The 22,840-nt window shown below is 43.4% G+C and carries 18 protein-coding genes and 1 tRNA gene; 3 read left to right on the top strand and 16 right to left on the bottom strand.

Annotated elements, in window-relative coordinates; all coding sequences use genetic code 11:
• Positions 1–15: 15 nt before the first annotated feature.
• From BCV39_RS22030 to BCV39_RS22005, 6 genes are all read right to left on the bottom strand, one after another.
• A complete protein-coding gene (locus tag BCV39_RS22030) occupies positions 16–3,459 on the bottom strand; it encodes a hypothetical protein (protein ID WP_055319761.1) in 3,444 nt (1,147 codons plus the stop codon).
• A 75-nt stretch (positions 3,460–3,534) separates the two neighbouring features.
• On the bottom strand, positions 3,535–4,524 hold the full coding sequence (locus tag BCV39_RS22025; RefSeq protein WP_061018419.1) for an ABC transporter ATP-binding protein: 990 nt from the start codon (positions 4,522–4,524) through the stop codon (positions 3,535–3,537).
• A gap of 10 nt (positions 4,525–4,534) precedes the next feature.
• Entirely contained in the window at positions 4,535–5,488 is a 954-nt protein-coding gene (locus BCV39_RS22020; protein ID WP_102432913.1) for an ABC transporter ATP-binding protein, read from the bottom strand.
• A complete protein-coding gene (locus tag BCV39_RS22015) occupies positions 5,488–6,477 on the bottom strand; it encodes an ABC transporter permease (RefSeq protein ID WP_048664694.1) in 990 nt (329 codons plus the stop codon). Before BCV39_RS22015 ends, BCV39_RS22020 begins: the two co-directional genes overlap by 1 nt.
• 8 nt (positions 6,478–6,485) lie before the next feature.
• Entirely contained in the window at positions 6,486–7,460 is a 975-nt protein-coding gene (locus tag BCV39_RS22010) for an ABC transporter permease (RefSeq protein ID WP_102432914.1), read from the bottom strand.
• 55 nt (positions 7,461–7,515) lie between these two features.
• Positions 7,516–9,150, bottom strand: a complete 1,635-nt coding sequence (locus tag BCV39_RS22005) for an ABC transporter substrate-binding protein (RefSeq protein WP_102432915.1) — start codon at positions 9,148–9,150, stop codon at positions 7,516–7,518.
• A 500-nt stretch (positions 9,151–9,650) separates the two neighbouring features.
• Between BCV39_RS22005 and BCV39_RS22000 the strand changes: the two genes are divergently transcribed.
• Complete coding sequence (locus BCV39_RS22000; RefSeq protein ID WP_102432916.1) at positions 9,651–10,430, top strand: ABC transporter substrate-binding protein; 780 nt, start codon at positions 9,651–9,653, stop codon at positions 10,428–10,430.
• Between the two features lie 117 nt (positions 10,431–10,547).
• Here BCV39_RS22000 and BCV39_RS21995 read toward each other — a convergent pair whose 3' ends face one another.
• The 6 genes from BCV39_RS21995 to BCV39_RS21970 form a co-directional block, all read right to left on the bottom strand.
• Positions 10,548–11,801: a D-amino acid dehydrogenase gene (locus BCV39_RS21995; RefSeq protein ID WP_102432917.1), complete on the bottom strand. Its 1,254-nt coding sequence runs from the start codon at positions 11,799–11,801 to the stop codon at positions 10,548–10,550.
• A 303-nt stretch (positions 11,802–12,104) separates the two neighbouring features.
• Positions 12,105–13,031 (bottom strand): LysR family transcriptional regulator, encoded by a 927-nt coding sequence (locus BCV39_RS21990; protein ID WP_102432918.1) that lies wholly within the window; start codon positions 13,029–13,031, stop codon positions 12,105–12,107.
• Positions 13,032–13,283: 252 nt separating this feature from the next.
• Entirely contained in the window at positions 13,284–14,498 is a 1,215-nt protein-coding gene (gltS, locus tag BCV39_RS21985) for a sodium/glutamate symporter (RefSeq protein ID WP_102432919.1), read from the bottom strand.
• 255 nt (positions 14,499–14,753) lie between these two features.
• Positions 14,754–14,844 (bottom strand) — tRNA-Ser (locus BCV39_RS21980).
• A gap of 180 nt (positions 14,845–15,024) precedes the next feature.
• On the bottom strand, positions 15,025–15,474 hold the full coding sequence (locus BCV39_RS21975) for an L-alanine exporter AlaE (protein WP_102432920.1): 450 nt from the start codon (positions 15,472–15,474) through the stop codon (positions 15,025–15,027).
• 248 nt (positions 15,475–15,722) lie between these two features.
• On the bottom strand, positions 15,723–18,176 hold the full coding sequence (locus tag BCV39_RS21970) for a hybrid sensor histidine kinase/response regulator (RefSeq protein ID WP_102432921.1): 2,454 nt from the start codon (positions 18,174–18,176) through the stop codon (positions 15,723–15,725).
• Positions 18,177–18,347: 171 nt separating this feature from the next.
• On the opposite strand from BCV39_RS21970, the gene BCV39_RS21965 reads away from it, so the two are divergent.
• Complete coding sequence (locus BCV39_RS21965) at positions 18,348–18,917, top strand: UPF0149 family protein (protein WP_048659643.1); 570 nt, start codon at positions 18,348–18,350, stop codon at positions 18,915–18,917.
• Positions 18,918–18,992: 75 nt separating this feature from the next.
• On the opposite strand, the gene BCV39_RS21960 is transcribed toward BCV39_RS21965, so the two are convergent.
• Complete coding sequence (locus BCV39_RS21960) at positions 18,993–20,024, bottom strand: potassium channel family protein (RefSeq protein WP_017063519.1); 1,032 nt, start codon at positions 20,022–20,024, stop codon at positions 18,993–18,995.
• A gap of 30 nt (positions 20,025–20,054) precedes the next feature.
• Here BCV39_RS21960 and BCV39_RS23470 point away from each other — a divergent pair, with 30 nt between their 5' ends.
• On the top strand, positions 20,055–20,183 hold the full coding sequence (locus tag BCV39_RS23470) for a hypothetical protein (protein WP_258186367.1): 129 nt from the start codon (positions 20,055–20,057) through the stop codon (positions 20,181–20,183).
• A 13-nt stretch (positions 20,184–20,196) separates the two neighbouring features.
• Here BCV39_RS23470 and nadA read toward each other — a convergent pair whose 3' ends face one another.
• The 3 genes from nadA to pal form a co-directional block, all read right to left on the bottom strand.
• Positions 20,197–21,258, bottom strand: a complete 1,062-nt coding sequence (gene nadA, locus BCV39_RS21955; RefSeq protein ID WP_017062067.1) for a quinolinate synthase NadA — start codon at positions 21,256–21,258, stop codon at positions 20,197–20,199.
• 209 nt (positions 21,259–21,467) lie between these two features.
• Positions 21,468–22,250, bottom strand: coding sequence for a tol-pal system protein YbgF (gene ybgF, locus BCV39_RS21950; RefSeq protein ID WP_048612755.1), 783 nt, complete (start codon positions 22,248–22,250; stop codon positions 21,468–21,470).
• Between the two features lie 33 nt (positions 22,251–22,283).
• Positions 22,284–22,826: a peptidoglycan-associated lipoprotein Pal gene (gene pal / locus BCV39_RS21945; protein ID WP_017062069.1), complete on the bottom strand. Its 543-nt coding sequence runs from the start codon at positions 22,824–22,826 to the stop codon at positions 22,284–22,286.
• Positions 22,827–22,840: the final 14 nt, after the last annotated feature.

Genomic DNA, 22,840 nt, shown 5'->3' with positions numbered 1-22,840 from the left:
CACTTTAAATTAGAATTAGAGTAACTGGTGCTTTGACAACACGACAACGACTTTCTCAATAAGACCACTACGAGAAAAGAGCTGTGAAGCCATTTCATGGTTTAGCGTTAACGATGCAAATGCCTCACTTGTTCCGTCTTTAAACTGAACTTCAATACCCTGTGTTGGCTCATCATTGAGTTGGTAAATAAACGGTACCTGACAGTAAGTAAAAGCCAGTTGCCCAGCCTGAACAATAAAGCTCTGCATTTGTCCTTCAATATTTTGGCAGTCAAAAGTCGCCGCTTTTTGTAAGAACTCTTTAGGACTAAGAAGTGAAGGGTTAATTACAATTGTGCCATCAACGACCTCTAGACCTAGCTCTCCAAAACGAGTAATCACTTCTTCCTTAACTTGCCCTGTCATCCCTGGCTGCTGTGCTCCAGAGTGCTTTGGCGTATGAGAATACGGATCCGTCGGAAACGCACCGTAGTTTTCCGGCGTTTTGTTGAAACCAATACCAGCTCTCACTTTGTAATAGTAATCCGCTAATTTAAGAGTTTCCTGGCTATTAGAGTCCATACTCCAAGCATGCTGATAGTTTTCTTGCACAGCTAGCAGCAACTTAGAAACCATATGCCAATAGATACAACCTAAACCTTCATAACCAAACATGGTTCCCGAACGCCCAGTAAAGGCTTTATGGTTGAATACACGCTCATACAAACTAGATACATGACAAAATTCATCATCACTAATTGACGGGTAATCGGCTTTAATTTCATCAATCGCAGCCTGAAGGAAACCTTTGTTTTCAAAGCTTGAATTGAAGTGGTAAGAACCTTTGCTGTCTTGGTTTACTAATCGGTTATCTTTGGCAACAACCATCATGCTTAACAATTTGCTCTGGTCAATGTCTTTAGCGTCTAAACAGTTTTTGTCCATAAAAGAAGCCAGCTCACGGTCAGGGTAAAGCATGAAGCTATTTTGATCAGCACGATACATGTCACTGGCAAACAATTTATCCAACAACTCAACCGCTTGTTTAGGTGATAATAGACCCGAGCTCAATACTGCAACTTGCCCTTCTAGCATCGGGTAAAGCTCTTCAACCATTAAGCTCTCACCAGAACAACTCAAGATGTTATACGCATTGTACAAACCGTCTTCACGCAAGTTGTTTGCAATCGTAGAATCTAGGACTTTTAAGCTCGCGCCCATCAATTGAACAATCGCTTCTTTCTCAACTTTCGTTTTCCCTGAGAATCCATTTACTCGGTACACGCGCTCACGATAATTAGCAGCGGATTTAGCCAGCTTAGTCAGCATTGCTTTACGAGTTTGACGAGTGACCGTATCTTGACGAATCTCTGTATTTGCCTCTGAAACGATCTGTGTAACAGAAGACATCCACTCAAACACTTCTTTGGAAATACTGTATGACGATGGTGACTTCTCTAACAGGCGCTGCATAAAGGCAACATAGCGACGCATGTAGTACAAGGTTACCATTGAGAGGCCATTGCCAACGATAGCGTTGTTTGCATCATTCCATTCTGGACGTTGTGTATTGAGCCAAATACCACCATCAAGCACTAAGTTACTCAATTTCGCCAACAAAGGGACGAGTATCTTCTCCATTAAGTTGACCATATAAACTTCTTGGTCACCCGTCATCAACAAGCGACCGTCACTGCCTAAGCTCTTTACACGTTGCTCTGTCAATTCCTGCAAGTCTTGGTTGAACTCTACGGTATCTTTAGGGTTATCAAAGAGGCCTTGAACTCCACAAAGCTCGTAAGGCACGTTGGCATAACTAAAAATGTCACTCTCTAGTAATTCGATAAGATCGCTTTGCTCAAATTTGTCTGCCAACTCAAGGAATTTTAATAGATAAATGATTTGATGATCGCCCCAGTAACCAATGTTACTCCAAGGATCATCCGCCTCTAACAGCTCCCAATCTACACCATCTTTAGTAATTCGATACGGATTGTAACCATCCACTGTTGAAGCATTAACAAACTTAGAGATGAATGATTTGATGAACCCTGGATAACTAAGAGCCATCGCTTCCCAGTTTTGGAAAATATCACGCCAGTTGCCTTGATAAGAAAGTAAGCGTTCGCCATTTTCATCTTTGAGCTTAATCTCATAGTGGTTCCAAGGGCGACTAGGGTCACCATGACGACGTCCAAAAGTAAGCGGTAGATACTCGTAGCTCAATCGAACTAATTGAGAATCCCCTGTCGCTTTAGCGCGCGAAACTAATTCAGAATGGCTGAAAACATCCCCTAACTGATCAAAAAAGTCTTGATGGCGGCCAGCTACCTGAGAGTTGGCCTTTTCCATAGTTTTAACTACGTCAGCCTTTTCTAACATATAGCCGTTTTCAAACACGCCACCACGCATGTTATTGAACAACACATTGGCATAATGGTGAACGCTGGTATTTTCTTCAGCTGTTATTTGCCACGCATCCGCGCCAGACATTAATGTGATCAATTCATCTTGATTATCTGCAACGCTCTTTTCTAAAGCTAGTGCTAGGTTAGCAGGAACAGAGAGCTCAGATTGAAGCTGACAGATATCGGAATGAGTCTTGTCTATATCAGCGACAATCGACCAAACTTTGGTTTGATGTGCTCGCAGCGTCAGAGACTTATGAACTAAATAGCTCCCTCTAACCCCTTTCGTTAAAGGTTCACTTTTAACCGCTCGACCCTTTCTGAACGCATTAACTTGAGCACTCGTCAATAAAATTTGGCTGCTTTCCGTTTCTAAGCTGAAGACTGTCGTCGCTAGCAAAGATTCAGCAGGGTCGGCTCTATCGCTCAATTTCGCGTACATGCTGAACAGAGCTAATGAACTACCATCAACTTGTTCATTCCACTTGTACGCATCAACTAATGCACTTCTTGTTTGAAGAGCTGATAACGGAGCGCCTGAAGGAAGTATATTTTGTAAGCCATCTAGTGCTTCGACTTTACGCTCAAAGCTCGCGAGGTTGGTCAGTTTTGAACGACGAATAAAGCCGTATTTTTCACTCGTATTCCAGCTGTATTGGAACTGTAGTTGCAAAGTATGGTTTATCTCTTCAAATACAATCTTGTCTCCAATCGTATTTTTATAAAGATTGCGTTCAACATCAAAAATACCATCATGGAATGTATTAAACGGTTCCCAAAGTACAACCTTGTCGCCATGTTCAATACGGAAGATGGATTTTGAGCCGGTGTTTTCCGCATTTTCATGAATATGGTCAACAGACTTGTAAGGAAAAAGCGCATTTTCCGGACGAATGCGTCCAGCTGAAAGGCTGCCTGTTGATGAAATAAATAACCAGTGATCGCTCGACGATACAACGCTAATAAAGAATGGCGTCATTTGGTCAACATTAGAGATTTGGTAGTAACGCTCACCATCTAAATCAACGAACTTGCCATCGACCTCTGGTGTTGAGTTATAGTCTTGTTTCATATCAAAATTCCAAAAAATTCTTACACTTAAACTTTGAAAGCGCTTTCTTTTGCGTTTCAAAAAAGGATTTAAAGTTTACAAATGATGACAACGAGCAAAATGCTCTTCTGCAATTTGAGTCGGTTCTGGTATTGATTGCGTGCAAAGTTTATCGGCTTTCAGACAACGGCTTGCGAACGGGCAGCCCACGCTACTTGGTTTCCAAGAAGGGATATCGCCTTTTTTCACGTTCATGTCACGCTTGCCCGATTTACCGACTTCTGGCACTGCTGACAACAACAGCTGAGAATACGGATGCTGCGGGTTCTGAGTGACGTTGTCGCTATTGCCCCATTCGACCATATGTCCTACATACATCACCGCCGTTTTCTCAGCAAAATAACGCGCTGTCGCAATGTCATGAGTGATGTACATGAACGAAATACCATGCTTATCTTTCAAGTCAGCCATTAGGTTTAGGATTCCTAATCGCACAGACACATCAAGCATAGAAATGGGTTCATCAGCTAGGATAACTTCCGGGCTAACAGCAATTGCACGTGCAATTGCGACACGCTGTCGTTGTCCACCACTTAATTCATGCGGGTACTTCTCTGCTGTCTCTTTAACTGGTGTAAGCCCAACCATTTCAAGCAATTCATAAACGAGGTTCGGAATCGCTTCTTTTTCTGCTCGTTTATGGATAAGTAATGGTCGCGCAATATGGTGGTAAATCGTGTGTACAGGATTCAACGAGCCAAACGGGTCTTGAAAAATCATTTGCACCTGGCGTGCATATTCAAGCTCACCATATTTTTCAATATAGTCAGACAGAGGCTCACCTTTGAATTCGATATCTCCAGCCGTCTTATCGTAAATTCGGGTAAGAATTCGAGCTCCTGTGCTTTTCCCTGAGCCAGATTCGCCAACAATCGCTAATGCTTCTCCTTTACGTAGATCAAATGAAACATCATTTACGGCTCGCATCATATTGCTTTTGACTGACTGGCCAAGTGGGAAATCTTTTACCAAATTCTTAACTGATAAGATAACTTCGCTTTTATCAACGTTCTTTAAAGTATTCATAATCTTTCGCTCAAACTAGGTGACAAGATACGTGATGCCCAGTCGCAATAGCGCCCAAACGAGGCTCACTTTTAATGCACATTGAAATGCATTCGCCACATCGCTCTTGGAAGTTACATCCTTGAGGTGTATCCAAAAGGTTGACAGGATTCCCAGGTATCCCGTAGAGACGTTCTTTTGGCCCATGAATAGTCGGGAATGAAGAGATAAGCCCTTTTGTATAAGGATGCTTAGGTTCACTAAATACCGTTTTCGCATCACCTAATTCAATAAGGTTACCCGCATACATCACGCCAATTCGATCAGCAATTTCGCCCATGAGGCTTAAGTCGTGACTAATAAACAGAATAGAGAAGCCAAACTTACTCTTAAGCTCATACAGTTCATTCAAGATTTCACGTTCAACCACTACATCAAGTGCCGTTGTTGGCTCGTCCATGATGATCAGTTTAGGTTCCAGCGCCAAAGCAATCGCAATAACAACTCGCTGACGCATACCTCCACTCAGTTGATGGGGAAAGCTCGACATTCTGTCGCCATGAATCCCAACCGTTCCTAACAGCTCGACCGCACGATCGTGAGCCTGTTTATAAGGTATTTTTCTGTGCGCTAGAATAACGTCCGTTAGCTGCTCACCGATGGTAATGACAGGGTTAAGTGAGTTCATTGCGCTTTGAAAAACAATAGAAACGTCATTCCAACGGAAGTCACGTAACTGCTTGTTATTCATCTTTAAAACATCCTGCCCTTTGTAGAGTATTTCACCCTCAGAGATAAGCGCTGGTGCTTTGTGTAGGCGTGATATAGCAAAAGCCAATGTACTTTTACCGCAACCAGACTCACCGGCAATACCGAGCGTTTCACCGGGCGCAATGGAAATACTAACGTCATTAACGGCTCTTGCTACGCCATTAGGAGAAACGTAATCAACACACAGGTTATTAATTTCTAATAGATTTCTCATTATAGGCCTCGGCGTTTATCTGCTTCTTTTTTAAGTTTGTGCCACAGTTTGATGTGTGGGCCCGTACGTAATTTAGGGTTGCTCACTTGGTCAATTGACATGTTAATCAATGCGAGTCCACCACCAGTAATCGCTAACGCCAATGCAGGAACCAGCATTTCCCACCATGCTCCGGTATATAACGATGAAGAGGTCTGTGCCCAATACAGCATAGAGCCCCAACTCACTTCTGTTGCATCACCTAAACCTAAAATACCTAGACCAGCTTCAGAGCCCATTGCGTAGATAACCGTGCCTAGGAAGCCGCCAAAAACAATCGAAACTAAGTTTGGTAAGATCTCTACTAAAATAATGCGGATTTTTGATTCACCCATAACTTCTGCAGAAATGATGAATTCTTTGCTTCTAATTGCCATGGTCTGTGCACGAATCACCCTAGCTCCCCAAGGCCAGGAGGTTATTCCTAACAACACGGTAATAACCAGCGAACCGACCTGCCCTAAGAATGCGGCGAGAACAATCAGCAAGGGCAACTGTGGAAACACAAGAAATACGTTAGTAACGAAGTTCAAGCGTTCATCGACTTTTCCACCAAAGTAACCAGATGAAACCCCGACGAGTACTGCTATTGTCATCGCGATTACGCCCGCAGAGATCGCAACAGTAAGCGACTTTCTTGCTCCAAATAGAACCTGGCTATATACATCACGCCCGCTACGAGTAGTGCCCATAATATGCTCAGAACTTGGTGCAATATGTGGACGTGCTACGCGCTTTTCTGGATTATGAGTCGATAATACAGGCGCAAATAACGCCCCAGCTAAGACAATCGTAAGTAAAAAAGTACCTACAATGGCTGGAGGGTTACCGTAGAAAAATGCGTAAGCTTTACCGAGAGTTTTCTTTACGTTTTTCCACGACCATTTTGGCTCACGTACTGGCATATTCGGCTGGTTAGCGGTTTTTTGAGTATCCATTAAATTATCCATCATGCGCCTCAGTTCGAGATTCTAGGGTCAAGCCAGACATATAGAAGGTCGGCAATAAAGTTAGCGGTCAGTACCGCTGTCACCAAGATAAGAAGAATGGCTTGGATAAGTGGGTAATCACGAGCAACTATGCCTTTAAGAAGGATGTTCCCCAAGCCTTGGTAGTTAAAAACCACTTCGGTCATGATTGAGCCTGCGAATGAGAATCCGATTGCCATTGCAATAGCGGTCGCAACAGGAAGGATGGCATTTCGACCAGCATAGCGAAACATAACACGATAACTACTCAAGCCTTTGGCCTCAGCCATCGTTACGTAATCTTCACCCAACACATTGATCATCGCATTACGCATATTGAAGACCCATGTTGCGATCCCAACCAGGACCATAGAGCCCATAGGCAACACAGCGTGTTTAGCCACACTAGAAATAAACTCCCATGTAAAACCTGGCTCTAGCGATGGGTCATAGGTGTATGCCAAAGGTAATAGTTCGAGTTTTAAACCGAAGAAATAGAACAACAGTAACGCGGTCACGATGTACGGGAAGTTACTAATAAATGCCAAAACTGGCGGAACAATTTGTCCAAATAGCCCTTCACGTCGATACGATGCATACGTACCAATACTGACACCAATGATAAGAGCAACAATCAGCGAACCAAGCGCTAGGAACATAGTCCACGGCAGTGCCATAGCAAGGACATCTGAAACACTTACAGGAAACATAAGCACTGAAGGTCCCAGATCAAGAGTGAATACGCTTTTCATATACGCGAAGTATTGTTCGAAAACATTGCCATCAACAAAACCGTACATTTCACGAACAGCATCCATTTGAGCAGGATCCATTCGACCTTGAGCTGCAGCGAAAAGAGCATCAACAGGATCTCCTGGCATTAGGCGAGGCAACATGAAATTAAACGAGATAGCGATTAAGAAAGCGGTAAAATAGAAGCCAAATCGGCGAATTAAAAACGACATAAAAATCTTTTAACCTAGGGGCTACAACCTAAGCTGTAGCCCTCTCAAAAATAACTTACTTAAGGTGTAGATTGTTGAGAATTATTACTCTCTTACCACCGTCGTACCATACTGGCTGTACGTATGGGTCTTTTTCACTTGGCCAACCAACAATATGTTTAGTACTGTATTGGAACCAAGTTGGGTTAGAAAATAGAGGGATAAAGGGAAGGTTTTCAGCCGTAAACTCCTGAAGTTCACTCAACACTTTCTCTTGCTGCTCTGCATCACCAATTTTGCCGAAGCTGTCGATCAATGCGTCGATTTCTGGTGAATTAACACCGTGACCAGCATGCCAAGTTTTTCCGATTCGAGACGTTGAGAAGTACTCTTGGTACGCCAAGATTGGATTTGTCGCGACCATTGACCAGTTAATTGACATGGTATATTTACTTTCTTTCAAATTGCTGTCATATACCGCCCAATCCACGGTCTTAACGTTTGCTTTCACACCCACTTCTTCAAAGTATTCAGATACCATCTGAACCACTTGGATCCAGTCGGTCCAACCGTTTACAACCTCGATATCAAACTCAACCGTTTCCCCGTTTGCTTTGTCGCGGAATCCATCACCGTTTTTGTCAACTAAGCCCGCTTCATCAAGTAAAGCGTTTGCTCTTTCAACATCGTACTTAGTTAGATAGCCATATTTCTTAGATACATTTTTATCAATGTGCGTTTCGTATAGCTCACCGATGCCACCAGCATTGAAGTTTGCAGTCGGATAACCGTAGGCAGCAATATCAACGATAGTTTCACGATCAAGAGCCATAGACAGTGCTTGTCGTACTCTTAGGTCATCAAATGGCGCTTCTTTGGTATTTACATAAAGGTGGATCGCATCATTCGCTGGATACCAAAAATGGTTATTTTCTTTATCCATATCGACAAATGTTGACTCAACGTCAGCAATAAAATTTGAACCCCAATCAATCTCACCTTTGATTAAGGCAGGTTGGATCTGAGAGTTGTCATTGTAAGAACGGAAGTTGATGCAATCTAAATAAGGTCTATTTTCTAAATAGTAATTTGGGTTTCGGCACAGCTCCATCTGTTGCGGTTTAATGTATTTAACCGTCGTCATTGGGCCACTACCTACCGGGTTAAGGTTGGTAAACGTTGTCAGCTCTTCAACTTTCGACCAAATATGCTTTGGTACAATATGGTAACGCTCTAAGTTCCAAGCAAATGTAGAATCCGCTTCCGTCAGCTCAAACAAGACGGTTCGCGCGTCAATAGATTTGATTTCTTTTAAATTACCTGAAGACCAAATACCTTTCTGGTCAAAAGCTGGTGCCTCTTTAGTCAACATAAAGCTAAAAACAACGTCGTCTGCAGTTAACTTTGAACCATCAGACCACTTCAAATTCTCTCGTAACTTAAGCGTCAATGTTTTCAGGTCAGTTGAATACTCAACCGACTCAGCCAGGCGATAATCAACATCACCTGTCATGTTGTTGAATACGACCAATGGCTCAAACATTACCCCATGCAGCAAGTCTTTAGTTGTATAAGGGTTAAAGTTTTCAACAAAGCCAGTATTGATAATTGGCACCGTTAGTGTGCCACCCTGCTTAACTTCATCTGCTTGTACAGAGGCTCCGAATAAAGCTCCAATGGCGAGCGAAGCAATCAATGTCTTTTTGTGCATCACGTTGTCCTTTTAATGATAATAACCAGAAAGAAAGCGCTTTCTTTTAACTTTAAAAAAAGGGGGTGTTTTCGTATTCACTATCGGCAACTCGCATCAAGAAACCGCTTTCTTTAGATGGATAATAAGCCGATAGAATGATTCTTCAACTTACATTTCGATGAAACGAACCATAGATCACAAATTTAGAATAGATTGAGAATAGAAATACACAACAGTGCCATTCGTCACATTAATTGTTCGCTAAAACAAAAAACAATTTAAAAACAATAAGTTAAGATTCACTAATAGTGCCCCCATCGTCTTTCCTAATCGTCGAACCTCTAACCCATCAATGAACTTATGTGCTTTCTTTAAAATAGCCTTTCCGTCGCGATTCTCAACATACATAGACTGTATCTATGTATGATTCTCTCAAAAACAAAAGAAAGCGCTTTCTTGGCCGCTAAACCTATGTCAGCATACCAGTCATAAAATGTAAGTTCCCCCTTAGGACAACTATGTTTAACTTTTGGAATGGCAATAAATCAGGTAAAAGACAGCACTATGAGTTGGAGCTAATTCATAGCTTGTTGAATTGGGATCCGAACGAACCTATTGTCGTTCACAGCGATAATACAGACTTTCCAAGAGCTGAGGATGAAGGAAATATATTCCGCAAGAATTATGATGTACTCGTCACGGTGGCGGGAAACCGTAAATTTGCTGATAAGCCTGCAATCAAACTCAACTCTCCAATTTGTAAAGGCTTATTAGGACACCGTATCCTGATAATTAGGGAACAAGATCAACCCACATTCCATAATATCAACAGCAATAAACTGAAATCACTTATCGCTGGAATTCCTGCGACATGGGCTGATGCTGAGCTGTTTAGAGCAAATGGATATCGACTACTAGAGCAAGGAACGTTACCAGAGATTCTGAAACTTCTCTCAGATAAAGAATGTGATTATGTGTCACTCGGAGCCAATGAAGTTGAAAGCATATACCAAGAACATACCTATTCCCTGGATGGGTTAGTCATAGAAAAAAGTATTATGCTTTATTACCCTCTTCCTCTGGTCTTCTATGTCCACCCAGACAAGGCTCAACTGGCTCAATTACTTGAGGACAAACTGCAAGACTACAAACTCAGTGGTGATTTCGAGCTATTGTTTAACCAACATTTCGGGGACGTAGTGAGATCCATTGGATTAGAACATCGCAAAGCTATTAACCTCGTAAATAAGGAGCTACCGCCAGAGCTAAGGTCATTTAAGTCTCAATTCATCTCGTGATTATAAATAGAGGAGACTTAAAACCATGCACCTAGATTTGCAACATTAGGTGCATCCGCTTTATGCTCCTAATGTCGATATCATCAAACCATAGGCAAGATAACTAACGGCTTGCTTTTACATATAGCGGTGGATACTCAAGTCATCAGTTTTTATATCACTAGCAGAGCCACTGACCACGCTTGCCAAGATCTTTCCTGAGCCACATGCCATTGTCCAACCTAGAGTTCCATGGCCTGTATTGGTAAATAGATTCTTGATAGGCGTCGCGCCGATTATAGGCGTACCATCCGGAGTCATCGGTCTTAACCCTGTCCAGTATTCTGCCTTAGAGAAATCCCCCGCCTGTGGGAAAAGATCTTTTATCACCATATCAATCGTGGCTTTACGTTTTTCAGGAATAAGATAATTGAAGCCAGCAAGCTCTGCCGTCCCTGCAATACGAATTCGGTCATCGAAACGAGTCATCGCTACCTTGTAGGTTTCATCCATTACTGTAGAGGTCGGCGACTTATCTGCACTCACGATCGGAAGTGTCAGGGAGTAGCCCTTCACGGGATATACAGGAATCGATAAGTCCACTTGCTTGAGCAGTTCACGAGAGTAGCTTCCCGAAGCCACCACGTAAGCGTCCGCTTTGAATTCACCTTGAGTTGTCGCAATGCTTTTTATGGTTTGGTTCTGATGATTCAAACTCACCACCTCAGTATCAAACACGAACCTAACACCAAGTTGCTTGGCCTTCTCAGTCAGCGCTAAACAGAACTGATGACAATCACCGGTTTCATCATGAGGTAAATATAAGCCGCCCACCAGCTTGTCTTTAACGTCCGCTAAGCCCGACTCCACTGACAGACACTGTTGAACATCAAACAGTGAGTGTTTGATTCCACTCTCTGTTAATAGCTTCATATCCTGCTGAATCGCATCGAGTTGCTTCTCGCTTCGGAATACTTGCAAGGTACCTTTCTGCCTGCCCTCATAAGCCAAATTTTCACTGATTCTTAGATGAGTGAGACACTCTCGACTGAAGTTTGCCACTCTTAACATGCGTGACTTATTCACGGCGTACTTGGCTTCATTACAGTTGGCCAACATCTTAGTCGCCCAAGCCACTAATTCCGGAGAAAGTGACGGTTTCACCTTTAAGGGAGCGTGCTCTTGGGTAAGCCATTTCATTGCTTTCAACGGAATCCCAGGCGCCGCCCATGGTGAAGAATAACCGTAAGAAATCTGCCCTGCATTCGCAAAGCTGGTTTCCTTGCCACTACTATCTTGACGATCAATAACCGTCACCGAGTGGCCCTCTTTCGCCAGATACCAAGCACTGGTCAACCCAATAACACCGCTGCCAATTACAATTACTTCCATTCTCTTCCCCTAATGCCCGACACAGCAAAACATGCCGAACACAGCTGTCTGTTTCAAACTACCTTCGTTAATAATTTGTAACTTATTCAGCACACGTTGACTTAACAATGCATACAGTGTTGATAAAAAGTCAATTCAGTCGTAAATCGGGAGAATGAATATGGGAAGTGTGATGTTGGATGGTTATAAAGCTTTCAAGGGATCGGTTTATTACTAAGAGAAAGCCCTCTACGAGGATAGGAATACTGAACTATCGCGGAATGAAGTTAGGTGATGTGATTATGTGCACCAACCTACTTCAATCTAAATATTATGGGCGTCGTGGCTCAAGAATGTGGCGTTCTCGATGAGAAAGTCTAAAAAGGTTTCGGCTTGCAATGATAGCCCGCGGCCTTTGAGAGATTGAACTTTCACCGTCGCCTTCGATAGCATCTCCAACTCGGTCGCCACCACTTCAATCTGCCCTGACTTTATCTCATCGATCACGGTGAGCTTGGGCATAAAGGTTACGCCCAACCCAGCCGAAACGAAGTTAGTTAGCGCGGTAACCGAGTTAGTTTGAAGCTTAGGTTGCAAAGTGAGATGAGAGTTTTGTTCAGCCTGCTTTACTAACCACCCCATACCTGTCGAGTTGTCGATCAAAGCAACAGAGGCCTCTCTAACATCTTGCAGTGCCACAGGCGCTTCTTTCATCGTAAGGAAGTGCCCCTTCGGAGCAATCAATTCGAGCGGATGGCTACGTTCAACATGGGAGTGCAGTTTAGGATGAGGTGCAGACGCATAGGTGATCGCGAAATCTATCTGTTGATCTTCTAACATTTTCACGGCATCCAATGCACCTGCAATTTCAATCGATAAATTGATATCAGGGTATCGAGCCATGAAGGTTTGCATCGGTTTAGAAACCAAGTTAGTGATAAAACCTTCCCCAATCGCAATGCTAACGTTACCGCCCTTGAGGTTTTTCAACTTAGTTAGACGAGCCAGTACCGCCGTTTCACTACGAACTATGGAACGGTAGTAATTCAACAGTTCATTACCTGCTTCGGTTAACAGTGATTGGCGGTTGTTGCGCTCCCATACTTTCATTTCCGCTTGCGCTTCTAACTGTGTCAGCATTCTGCTCATCGCGGCAGGGTCAACATTCATCATCTTAGATGCCTTACGTAACGACCCATATTTCGATAAAGCATTAAGGTATTCCAGCGCGCGGATATTAAAGTGGTGCATTCAACTTCCTTGTGATTCAACTGACACTTGATCAAGCGTCTCACAAATTTGCTGCGAACATATATCCCAATTTATCAAGATCGTAATTGCTCTTACTAACTTGTGCACCGAGTCACTTCAAGGCACTACATCAAAGGCTGATATACGTGTTTTAGCTTGCTGTCGATAATACAAAGGCGACAACTTTCGTCATCACCTTTGTGGTCATGAATCAGATGCTAGTCTCAAGCAGTTAACAATCCGTCACTTCACTTACAGGCCAACAAAGAAACTGATCACTAGCGCGTTGATCAAATCAACAAAGAATCCACACACTAATGGCACCACAATGAATGCTTGTGGGCTTGCGCCATAGCGATGAGTTACCGCTGTCATGTTAACAATCGCAGTTGCTGTTGAACCTAGAGTGATACCACCGAAACCAGAACATATCACCACGGAGTCGTAGTTTCTTCCCATCAAGTAATAAACAACGAAGATAGTAAACAGTAGTGAAAGTAGAATCTGGATACTCATGACCACAGAGATGTAGCCAAACAGCCCGTCAAGATCCCAGATTCGTAGTCCCATCAAAGCCATGGTTAAGAACATGCCTAAGCAGATGTCAGAGATCATCGCTAAACCTTTGCGACCTTGAGCAATTTTCTCTTGTGTACGGCGCTTCCTGAACAGAGCCCTACCAACGTTTCCGATTAAGATACCCGCGATCAAACAGCTAACGAATAACGGCAGTTTCAAACCCATTGATTCGATAACTTCACTCAAGCTATAACCTAGCATCAGCGTCAGATTTAGAATCAACCATGCCCATAGAACGCCGTAGTGGCTTAGCTCTGTTTTTGTTTCACTCTCTTGGAATGCACCAACGGTGACCTCTTCTTCATTAGAAGGACTTACTTTGTGTTTATTGAGTAGGTAGTTAGCAATTGGACCACCAATCACACACGCCGCTATCAAACCAACTGTGTTGGAAGCCACACCAAGTTCTAGCGCGTTAGCAATACCAAACTCTTCAACAAACATTGGCGCCCAAGCTAGTGTCGTACCCACACCGCCAATCAGACTGATAGAACCTGACAACAAACCCGCTTTCGCATCCATACCAAAACCCGACGCGACAGCCATGCCAACTAAGTTTTGAAGGACAATAAAAGCCGAAGCCAGACAGAGCAGGATGAACAACGGTCGCCCACCTTTTACCAGCGTCTTAATATCCGCTTGAAGCCCAATACCAGCAAAAAAGTAAAGTAGCAAAAAATCTCTGACATCAAGGCTAAAGGTGATCTGGATTTCAAATAGATAGTAAAGCGCCGCTACGATAGCGGCACAAACAAAGCCACCAATAACTGGCTCTGGCAGAGAGTACTTCCTTAATACTTCAGAGCGCTCGATTAAACCTTTACCAATAAACAGTAATGAGATCGCAATAGTAAAGGAGAGCATTGGAGAAACGAGGGTTTCTGTCATGATGCTATAGATTCCTAAAAGTTAAGATTATTCAAAATGTTGCTTACTCTTAATCTTGTAGATCCAGACCAAGAAATCAAGCGTTTATCGGTGACATCAATCGCTAATCTGGATCAATGTGTTTCAACATAAACAGAGAAAATGCCATCACGAAAAGGGATTTGAAAAGGCGACGTCATGGAAGGAGGCAGATTACGTGAATATAGGAGCTCTAAAACGAGAAAACCCCAGCATTTCTGCTAGGGTTTTGAATAGTGGTGGAAGGATGGGGATTTGAACCCCAGATACGCTATAAACGTATACTCGCTTTCCAGGCGAGCGCCTTAAGCCACTCAGCCATCCTTCCACAAATTGTGTATTGAGCATGTCACTCAACGAGGCGCTACTTTATTGATTCTGCTTGCTTTGGTCAAGGGGCATTCTCAAAAAAAGTGCCTTTTTCGGTTTGTTCGATTACAAATTAACTCATTAGATCAAAAACAAACCAAATTTCATTCTTACGCTGCACTTACGCTTGTTGCTTTTCTTAAGCTTGTTGATAGTAGCCCGGAACTCGAAACCATTTACGACACATATCGAGGAAGTAGCCGTAAAGTACGCCCATACCGCACGAGATAACGGCATTACTGGTGACAGCCGTAACGATCTGCTCGCCTGAAGCACCCACTGCCAACAAAATACCCGCATACACAGGAGACTGAAATAACACGTATGCCATCAAGTCAGACAAGTTTTTCATCAATGAGCTTTGTGAAAGTTTTGCACCATTGCGCAAGAACCAATCACGAAAAACGCCATAAGGCCAAGCGATAGCAATGTTTACAGGAATAGATAACGTTCGAGAAGCAAGAGATTGCTCAAACGTCATACCAGAAATAAACACTTCTACGATCATGCCAGAAATAAAACAGAAAACGACCATAGCAAATGTATCCGCAGCTGCGTTTCGAATACAAAATGGACCACGAGACTTCATTGACGACAAACCTAAAATATATCACTGCTTAATTAGTGATTTAGTAACATATAAACAAGGCACATTTGCACCTCACCAGATAATGTCGCTATTAAATCACAAGATTAGTAGTCATACATTCCAAATTAAAAATCAAGTTGTAAATTAACAACCAAAAACCACTTTAAAAGCAGTTACTTTCACCAAAAAATCCAACCAAGGTCAAATGTTGGACAATTCGTCATTTACTTACCGTAATTAAACAACATTTAAGCCATCGGTAGATTTACAGTAATAATATTAATGACATCTTGTGTTGGTGGTGATCCTAAAGCAACCTGCTCTAACGCTTTATCGACTTGTTCAGTAAGTTCCGCATTGTTCATAGGTTCAACGTGAACACGTAGACTCTCTAGTGCAAATTGAATCAGTTCTAGGTTGTTGTCTTCTAACGCCACATACAGCGTCACTAACAGCTCTTCAGTGTTATCTTTGTTTCGAAGATCAGGTTTAGGCAGTGACTCGCTTTTACTTTTCGAATCGTGTTGTTTTACGTCTTGACTTTCGAGATCATCCGCTTTTACTTCATGGTATTGGTAAAGCTTATTTGAATAGCGGAATAAAGCATCATCCAGTTCACGCTCATCAATCGGCTTAGCGATAATATAATCCACACCCGCTCCCAGCATACGCTCACGAGTCTCTTTAAAGACATCAGCCGTACAACCAAACACCAATACCGATGACACATCACCTATCAACGCACGAATCGCAGTGGTTGATTCAACACCATCCATCACAGGCATATGGTTATCCATGAGTATCAAATCAAAGCGCTCAGCAACCACGGCTTGTATCGCTAACTCACCATTCTCGACGCTCTTACAAATGAATCCTTTACTGCTCATGAAGGTTTCAATGATCACTGTATTGGTTCGGTTATCCTCGACGATCAGTACCTTTAAGCCTGAGTAGTCTAGCTTCTTATGTGGCAAGCTCTCGATTTCGCCAGGCTGGCAAGGTTGAATCTTCAAGCGAACATCAAAGCTCGTGCCTATCCCTTCTTCACTGGTGACGGTAATACTGCCATCCATCAGTTGGGCAATTTTCTTCACAATCGCTAAGCCAAGACCAGTACCGCCAAAACGCCTTGTAGTGGAAGACTCCGCTTGTTCAAACGGTTTAAAAATACGCTTTTGAGCTTCTTTAGAGATACCAATTCCGGTGTCACGAACTCGAATACTAAGGTAGGTGTCACTTCCCTCTACGACTTCTTTCAAGTACACCTCAACAAAGCCTCTGGAGGTGAACTTCACCGCGTTGTTCAACAAGTTAAACAAAATTTGGCGAAGGCGAGCTTTATCTGAGAAATACCAACGACCAGAAGGCACCTCGGAGTACACTTTGAATTGAAGCCCTTTCTCGGAAGACAATGTGTAGTAAACACTGTTAATACTGCCGATGATCGAATCAAGCGGGAAACGCGTTTCATCAAGATCCAACCTACCCTGCTCGATCTTCGAGAAGTCTAAGATCTCGTTGAGTAGGGTCATCATATGATCGCCGGACTCATACAGGCTCTTAAGATGCTTCTCTTGTTCGGAGTTTAGAGGCGTTTTTAATAGGATCTGAGCGGTACCCAACACACCATTCATAGGGGTGCGAATTTCATGTGATAGGGTTGCAAGGAAAGCGGTTTTTGCATTGGTAGACGCCTGAGCTTTAACCTTTTCCGCTTCGAGATAAATAGTCTTTTCGTTAAAGGTTTTAATTAAATGGCCGATTTCGTCATCACTCGAGTAATCCACATCAATGATTTCGCCGGCTTTCGAGCTATCAACCTGTGCAGCAATCCTTGTGATTGGACTAATCAAATAACGATTCAATAAGTAATATCCCGCCATCACACAAAGTAGCAATAGCGGAACAATACCGCCTTCAATGCTCATCACCTGGCGAAATACTTCGTCTGCTACACGTGTTTTTGAGTTCACCACATCCACTTGCCAGCCGAAATCACCAAATTGGTTGCTACTGATATAGATGCCTTCAACAAGATTGAAGTTATAAGAAACCAACACTTGGTTGAGTTTATCTCTCAGGGTGATACCAAGATTGTACTCTTCGGCGTGGTTTTTAATGAAACCCAACAACTCTTCGAGCGAGAGATCCACCGTCGCAATACCAGCAAAGGTGCCGTCATAGTAATAAGGTGACGAAGCCGTAATCATTCGAACGTGAGTATAGGGATCAATATAGACATCGCTCCAAGAGATGGTTCCCTGTGGCTTGTCTACAACCGAGGTATACCAATACTCTTCGTGATAAGGGGCGTTTTTAGGATTGTTGTAAGAGAACAGTTGATCAATCGTGCCATCGTCAGCTTTGTTGAAAAAATAACTGTTTAAGAGCTTGTCGGAATCCAACGCATACGGTTCTGGCCAAATACCAGCGCTAACAATTGTGTCATCGCTCGCGGCTAACATCGACTTGAATAGCGGGATGACATCTTCACCTTTGCGATGTGCTTGAGCAAAACCAACTAAACTATCAACAAAGCCTTGAGAGCTACTGAGTGGCTCTGTAATCAATGCGGATAACAGTTGCGTACGTAAGTCGAGGTTTTGTTGTAATTTGGCGCGCACAGGGGATTCTACGACGTAATACGTCACACTACCGACAATGGCAATAAACATAGCAAGGTACAGCCCAAGCGCTACCATGCTTTTTTTCTTTAAAGACGACCGTATCTGCATAATTCTTTTATTGTTTTCTTTTCTGTTAAAACTAGTGTTTATCATCCATGACATCAAGCCTTTTTAGATTGAAGCTTGATTGGCACAAGTTCATTGGTACTATAAGCGCAAATATGTTCCCTTTTACGGTACCTCACTTTGACTTTACAAGATATTCTTGCGCTTCCAGAGTTGGAAGGAAAGCTAATCACAGAACACAAAACCATCGGATTTGTCACTGCAATGGCAGCGGCACCCAATGTGTTAACCCCGCATGAGTGGCTACCGTTCTTATGGGGTGGCGAAGAAGTCGCGCCTTTTACGGATGGTGAACAGCTAGAAAGCTACATTGAAGTTATCATCGAGCTTTGGAATAAAACCCGCCCAGAACTGATTGAAGGTACTTGGGTTTGGCCTGAAGCTTGTCAATTAGACGACGAAGAAGTGGTTAACACTGCCGCTCGTGATTTTTGTGAAGGCTTGCTTCAAGGCTGGCAGATTGCTCGTGATGATTGGGAAACGCTAATGCCTGAAGAGAGCGAAGACAACGCGCTTGTTGGCGGCGTCCTACTTTCATTGAGCATGCTTTACGATCCAGAAACTTCAATTGCTACGCTTGCAGAGCAAGGCATCGAAGGCCTAGAGCAATTTGAAGAGATCTTTAATGCGGTTCCTGTGATGCTTTGTGGACTAACGCAGCGTGGCATTGCACTGGCTGAAGCTCAATAACAGTTAGCTTTATACAAGCCAAAAGGCCTCATTATGAGGCCTTTTTTAGTTTTCAGACGAAATAAAATAGTCGCTTTAGAAGCCTTTCCAATCGAAGTCATCAATTCGCTCATCAGCAATATAAAACAGCTTAGTGCCACTGCTGACCACTTGATCTAACTCTGGGTTGAGTTCAATACCGCTCCCCGTATCAATGGCGATCAGAGTTGCTTGATACTTCTCTTTAAACACTGAGAAAATAGGCGCGACGGTGACAGACTCAGCGTCTTCAGGGAAATACGTTGAATACTGTGTCATGCCTCTTGTTGAGCTCAATAATTCTTGGTGAAGCGCACTGGAACCTGGGTCTACCGCAGCCTTTGCTAGCATCTCTGCACCCACCGCTGGAATACATTCTGAGTTAGGGCAATGCTTGTGTAACAAATCGCTCAGCGCTTCGTCTTTAAAGTAAACAAGAAGGTGCGCCTTAGGATTTCGGTTGGCACAGTAAAGCGCCGCAGATAACGTAATGTCGTCTTCTGGGTTATCAATCAAGATGCAACTTGCAGACTCAATGCCCGTTTTCTCCATCTCTTTGCCATCGGTGTAGCTGTTTACTTTAACGAAGTTAATTTCACCGGGTAACGGGTTCTCGATATCTGAACGCGTACATAACACGATTGGTCGTTTACCCGTTTCTTCGTGTTGTAGCATCCGAATGAGATGAATGGTTCTTTGCTCATTCCACCCCAACATCAAAATGTGGTTGTCCACTCTAACTCTCCTTTTTCCTAGCAAGCCCGCTCGCCAATATTCAACACCTTCTGTTGCCACTTTACCGAGTAACGCGGCGAAAAGGCTCAACCCGCCTGGAATCACAAATAGAATAACGATCCACTGCCCCGCTACCGTGGTCGGTGATAAATCACCATAACCAACTGTAGAAGCCGTCACCACTAAGTAGTAAGCGAATACAGTAACCGAACTGGTTAAATCTGTTTCACCCGCCAAATACAGCATCGACCACGATAGAGCGATGTAGCCAAGAAAAGTGAACAGTAAGTTTTTGCCGTTCAAAACAAAGATGTTTGCTTTGATCCAGCGTTTGAGTTGTAACCAGATTATCATTCGAGCCTCTAATCCTTCGATCTTACTTACATGCTAGAAAAAATACTTGATATCAACAAGATGTATCATCAGAAAAAGATACATGACCACAAGATTGATATTGGCGGCCTATACGCAGGTACAAAAAAACCAGCACTATTGGCTGGTTTTTGGGGTTAGATAAAAGAACGACTTACGCGTTACCTTTTACCTGTACATTTAACTGCTCTGCAAAATCTAGCATGCGGTTCAATGGAATAAGAGACTTCACACGTAGTTCGTCAGAAACGAAGATCTCGTGTTGCTCACCACCATTCTCAAGCGCGTTTTCAATCGCTTCAAGGCCATTCATTGCCATCCAAGGACAGTGTGCGCAGCTACGACACGTTGCACCAGCACCGGCTGTCGGCGCTTCAATCAGCTCTTTTTCAGGAACCAATTGCTGCATCTTGAAGAAGATACCTTTGTCTGTCGCGACAATCATTTGTGGATGAGGTAGCTCTTTTGCTTTCTTGATCAGTTGGCTTGTTGAGCCTACAGCATCAGCCAGTTCAACCACGCTTGCTGGTGATTCTGGGTGAACCAAAATAGCCGCTTCTGGGTATACCGATTTCATTTTCTTCAAAGCATCAGCTGAGAACTCATCATGAACGATACACTCACCTTGCCAAAGCAACATGTCAGCGCCAGTTTGATTTGCGATGTAAGAACCTAGGTGACGGTCTGGCCCCCAAATAATAGGTTTGCCTTCGGCGTCTAGGCTTTCAACGATTTCTAAAGCGATGCTCGACGTCACTACCCAGTCTGCACGAGCTTTAACGGCTGCAGAGGTGTTCGCGTATACAACCACGGTGTGGTCAGGGTGAGCATCACAAAATTCTGTAAATTTGTCAGCTGGACAGCCAAGATCAAGTGAACATTCAGCTTCAAGTGTTGGCATTAGAATGCGTTTTTCAGGAGTAAGAATCTTTGCAGACTCACCCATGAAACGAACACCAGCGATGATCAAAGTGCTTGCTGAGTGACGGTTACCGAACTTAGCCATTTCTAATGAATCGCCAACGAAACCACCAGTTTCTTCTGCCAGAGCCTGAATTTCAGGATCGGTGTAGTAGTGTGCAATTAGAACTGCATCTTTTTCTTGAAGTAGTTTTTTGATGTTTGCGATGTGGGCCTGTTTCTGAGCGTCGCTCAATGGAACTGGCTTAGGCGGAAACGGGTAAACTGTATCGATTTTATCTAGTATATGACTCATTGCTCTTGCTCTACGCAACTTCTTCCGAGAATTAGAGTATTCTACACAGGACAGCGATTGGGATCAAAAAGGATTGGTTGCAAGCGGTGGCTAGCTAATGCTTAAAACGCATAAACAAGGCAATGCGTTGGCATCACTAGCAAGAGAAGTAAACACTAAACGGAAGTGAACAGGTATAAAAAAGAGGCGCCTAAGCACCCCTATTTTGTTTATAAGTGGGTTTTAGCCACTTTAGCCGAAGCACTGTTTGGGTACTCGGTTACGACTTGTTGGTAATATTTCTTAGCTTGCGTCGCGTTGTTGTTGCGCGCAGCTATGTCACCAAGCTTAACCAGTGCATCTGCTCGCTTGTTTGAGTCTTTGTAAGACACAACAGCAGCAAAGCTCTTCACCGCTTCTTTATCTTGCTTCTTAGCGAAATAAAGCTGACCTAACCAGTAATGTGAGTTAGGTGTGAAAGTAGAATCTGGGAAGTCTTTTTGAAACTTCTGGAATGCAGCGATAGCACCCGTGTAGTCTCGTTGCTTTAGAATCATATCTACAGCATTTTGATAAGCAGTTTGCTCATCCACATCAGTACTGAACGTACCAGAAGCGTCTTTAGAGCCTTCGCTCGCCGCCACTGCTACCGTTGCTGTTCCTGCTGCTTTCACCTCGCCTCTTACGCGGTCCAGTTCAATGAACAGTTCACGCTGACGCTCTAGCATTTGCTTCATATCGTAGCTGTTTCGTTCCAGCTCACCACGAAGTTCACTGATCTCCAGTGCCATGTCGTCGATTTGCTGTTGCATTTGAAGCTGAACGAGATTGCGATTTTGAAGCAGGCGCTCTAAACGCTCAATATCTGATTCGTTAGATGCTGATCGAGAGGAAGATGATGAATTGGTTGCGGTGCTATTGAGATCGGATACTGGAGCTGGTGCAGCGAACGCGGTGTTCGCTGCACTTGCCAGTAACGAAAGCAAAATGACTCGCTTTGTGTTACTGAACATGAGGCAATTCCTCAATTATATAGTCTACTAAAATTAGTAAACTAGTACTGCGCGACGGTTTTTAGCGTACACATCTTCAGATTGACCTAGAAGAAGTGGCTTCTCTTCACCGTAGCTTACGATAGAGATTTGGTCAGCTTGAACACCTAGTGCTTGTAGGTATTTCGCTACAGCTTGTGCACGACGCTCGCCAAGTGCGATGTTGTACTCAGGAGTACCGCGCTCATCAGCGTGACCTTCGATAGTAACGTTCATGTCAACGTTCTTAACTAGGTATGCTGCGTGAGCTGCTAGCATTTCTTCGTAATCGCCAGCGATAGTAGAGTTATCGAATGCGAAGTAGATTGTTTGAGTTTCACGTAGCGCTTGCTCTTTAAGCTCTTGCTCAGACAGTTGACCGTTAGCGTCAATTGGCGTTACAACAGTTGTGTCTACGTTGCCTTCTGAACCTGAAGTTGTTTGGTTGCTTTCTGTACCAGATGTTGCAGATGTTGCTTCATCAGTTGAGCTACATGCCGTTACTGCCATCACTGGTAGTGCAATCATCAAGCCTTTAAGAACTTTGTTAAGTTGCATCTTTTTTTCCTTAC

Origin of the sequence: Vibrio sp. 10N.286.55.E10 (genome assembly GCF_002872555.1) — a bacterium.
Taxonomy (GTDB): Bacteria; Pseudomonadota; Gammaproteobacteria; order Enterobacterales; family Vibrionaceae; genus Vibrio; species Vibrio crassostreae.
This window is presented reverse-complemented; position numbering and strand designations above follow the sequence as displayed.

Bases quoted from the DNA above. Each gene is read 5' to 3' on its own strand.
- BCV39_RS22030 (WP_055319761.1), bottom strand. From the start codon at position 3,459: ATGAAACAAGACTATAACTCAACACCAGAGGTCGATGGCAAGTTCGTT.
- BCV39_RS22025 (WP_061018419.1), bottom strand. From the start codon at position 4,524: ATGAATACTTTAAAGAACGTTGATAAAAGCGAAGTTATCTTATCAGTT.
- BCV39_RS22020 (WP_102432913.1), bottom strand. From the start codon at position 5,488: ATGAGAAATCTATTAGAAATTAATAACCTGTGTGTTGATTACGTTTCT.
- BCV39_RS22015 (WP_048664694.1), bottom strand. From the start codon at position 6,477: ATGGATAATTTAATGGATACTCAAAAAACCGCTAACCAGCCGAATATG.
- BCV39_RS22010 (WP_102432914.1), bottom strand. From the start codon at position 7,460: ATGTCGTTTTTAATTCGCCGATTTGGCTTCTATTTTACCGCTTTCTTA.
- BCV39_RS22005 (WP_102432915.1), bottom strand. From the start codon at position 9,150: ATGCACAAAAAGACATTGATTGCTTCGCTCGCCATTGGAGCTTTATTC.
- BCV39_RS22000 (WP_102432916.1), top strand. From the start codon at position 9,651: ATGTTTAACTTTTGGAATGGCAATAAATCAGGTAAAAGACAGCACTAT.
- BCV39_RS21995 (WP_102432917.1), bottom strand. From the start codon at position 11,801: ATGGAAGTAATTGTAATTGGCAGCGGTGTTATTGGGTTGACCAGTGCT.
- BCV39_RS21990 (WP_102432918.1), bottom strand. From the start codon at position 13,031: ATGCACCACTTTAATATCCGCGCGCTGGAATACCTTAATGCTTTATCG.
- gltS (WP_102432919.1), bottom strand. From the start codon at position 14,498: ATGACAGAAACCCTCGTTTCTCCAATGCTCTCCTTTACTATTGCGATC.
- BCV39_RS21975 (WP_102432920.1), bottom strand. From the start codon at position 15,474: ATGAAGTCTCGTGGTCCATTTTGTATTCGAAACGCAGCTGCGGATACA.
- BCV39_RS21970 (WP_102432921.1), bottom strand. From the start codon at position 18,176: ATGGTAGCGCTTGGGCTGTACCTTGCTATGTTTATTGCCATTGTCGGT.
- BCV39_RS21960 (WP_017063519.1), bottom strand. From the start codon at position 20,024: ATGATAATCTGGTTACAACTCAAACGCTGGATCAAAGCAAACATCTTT.
- BCV39_RS23470 (WP_258186367.1), top strand. From the start codon at position 20,055: ATGCTAGAAAAAATACTTGATATCAACAAGATGTATCATCAGAAAAAG.
- nadA (WP_017062067.1), bottom strand. From the start codon at position 21,258: ATGAGTCATATACTAGATAAAATCGATACAGTTTACCCGTTTCCGCCT.
- ybgF (WP_048612755.1), bottom strand. From the start codon at position 22,250: ATGTTCAGTAACACAAAGCGAGTCATTTTGCTTTCGTTACTGGCAAGT.
- pal (WP_017062069.1), bottom strand. From the start codon at position 22,826: ATGCAACTTAACAAAGTTCTTAAAGGCTTGATGATTGCACTACCAGTG.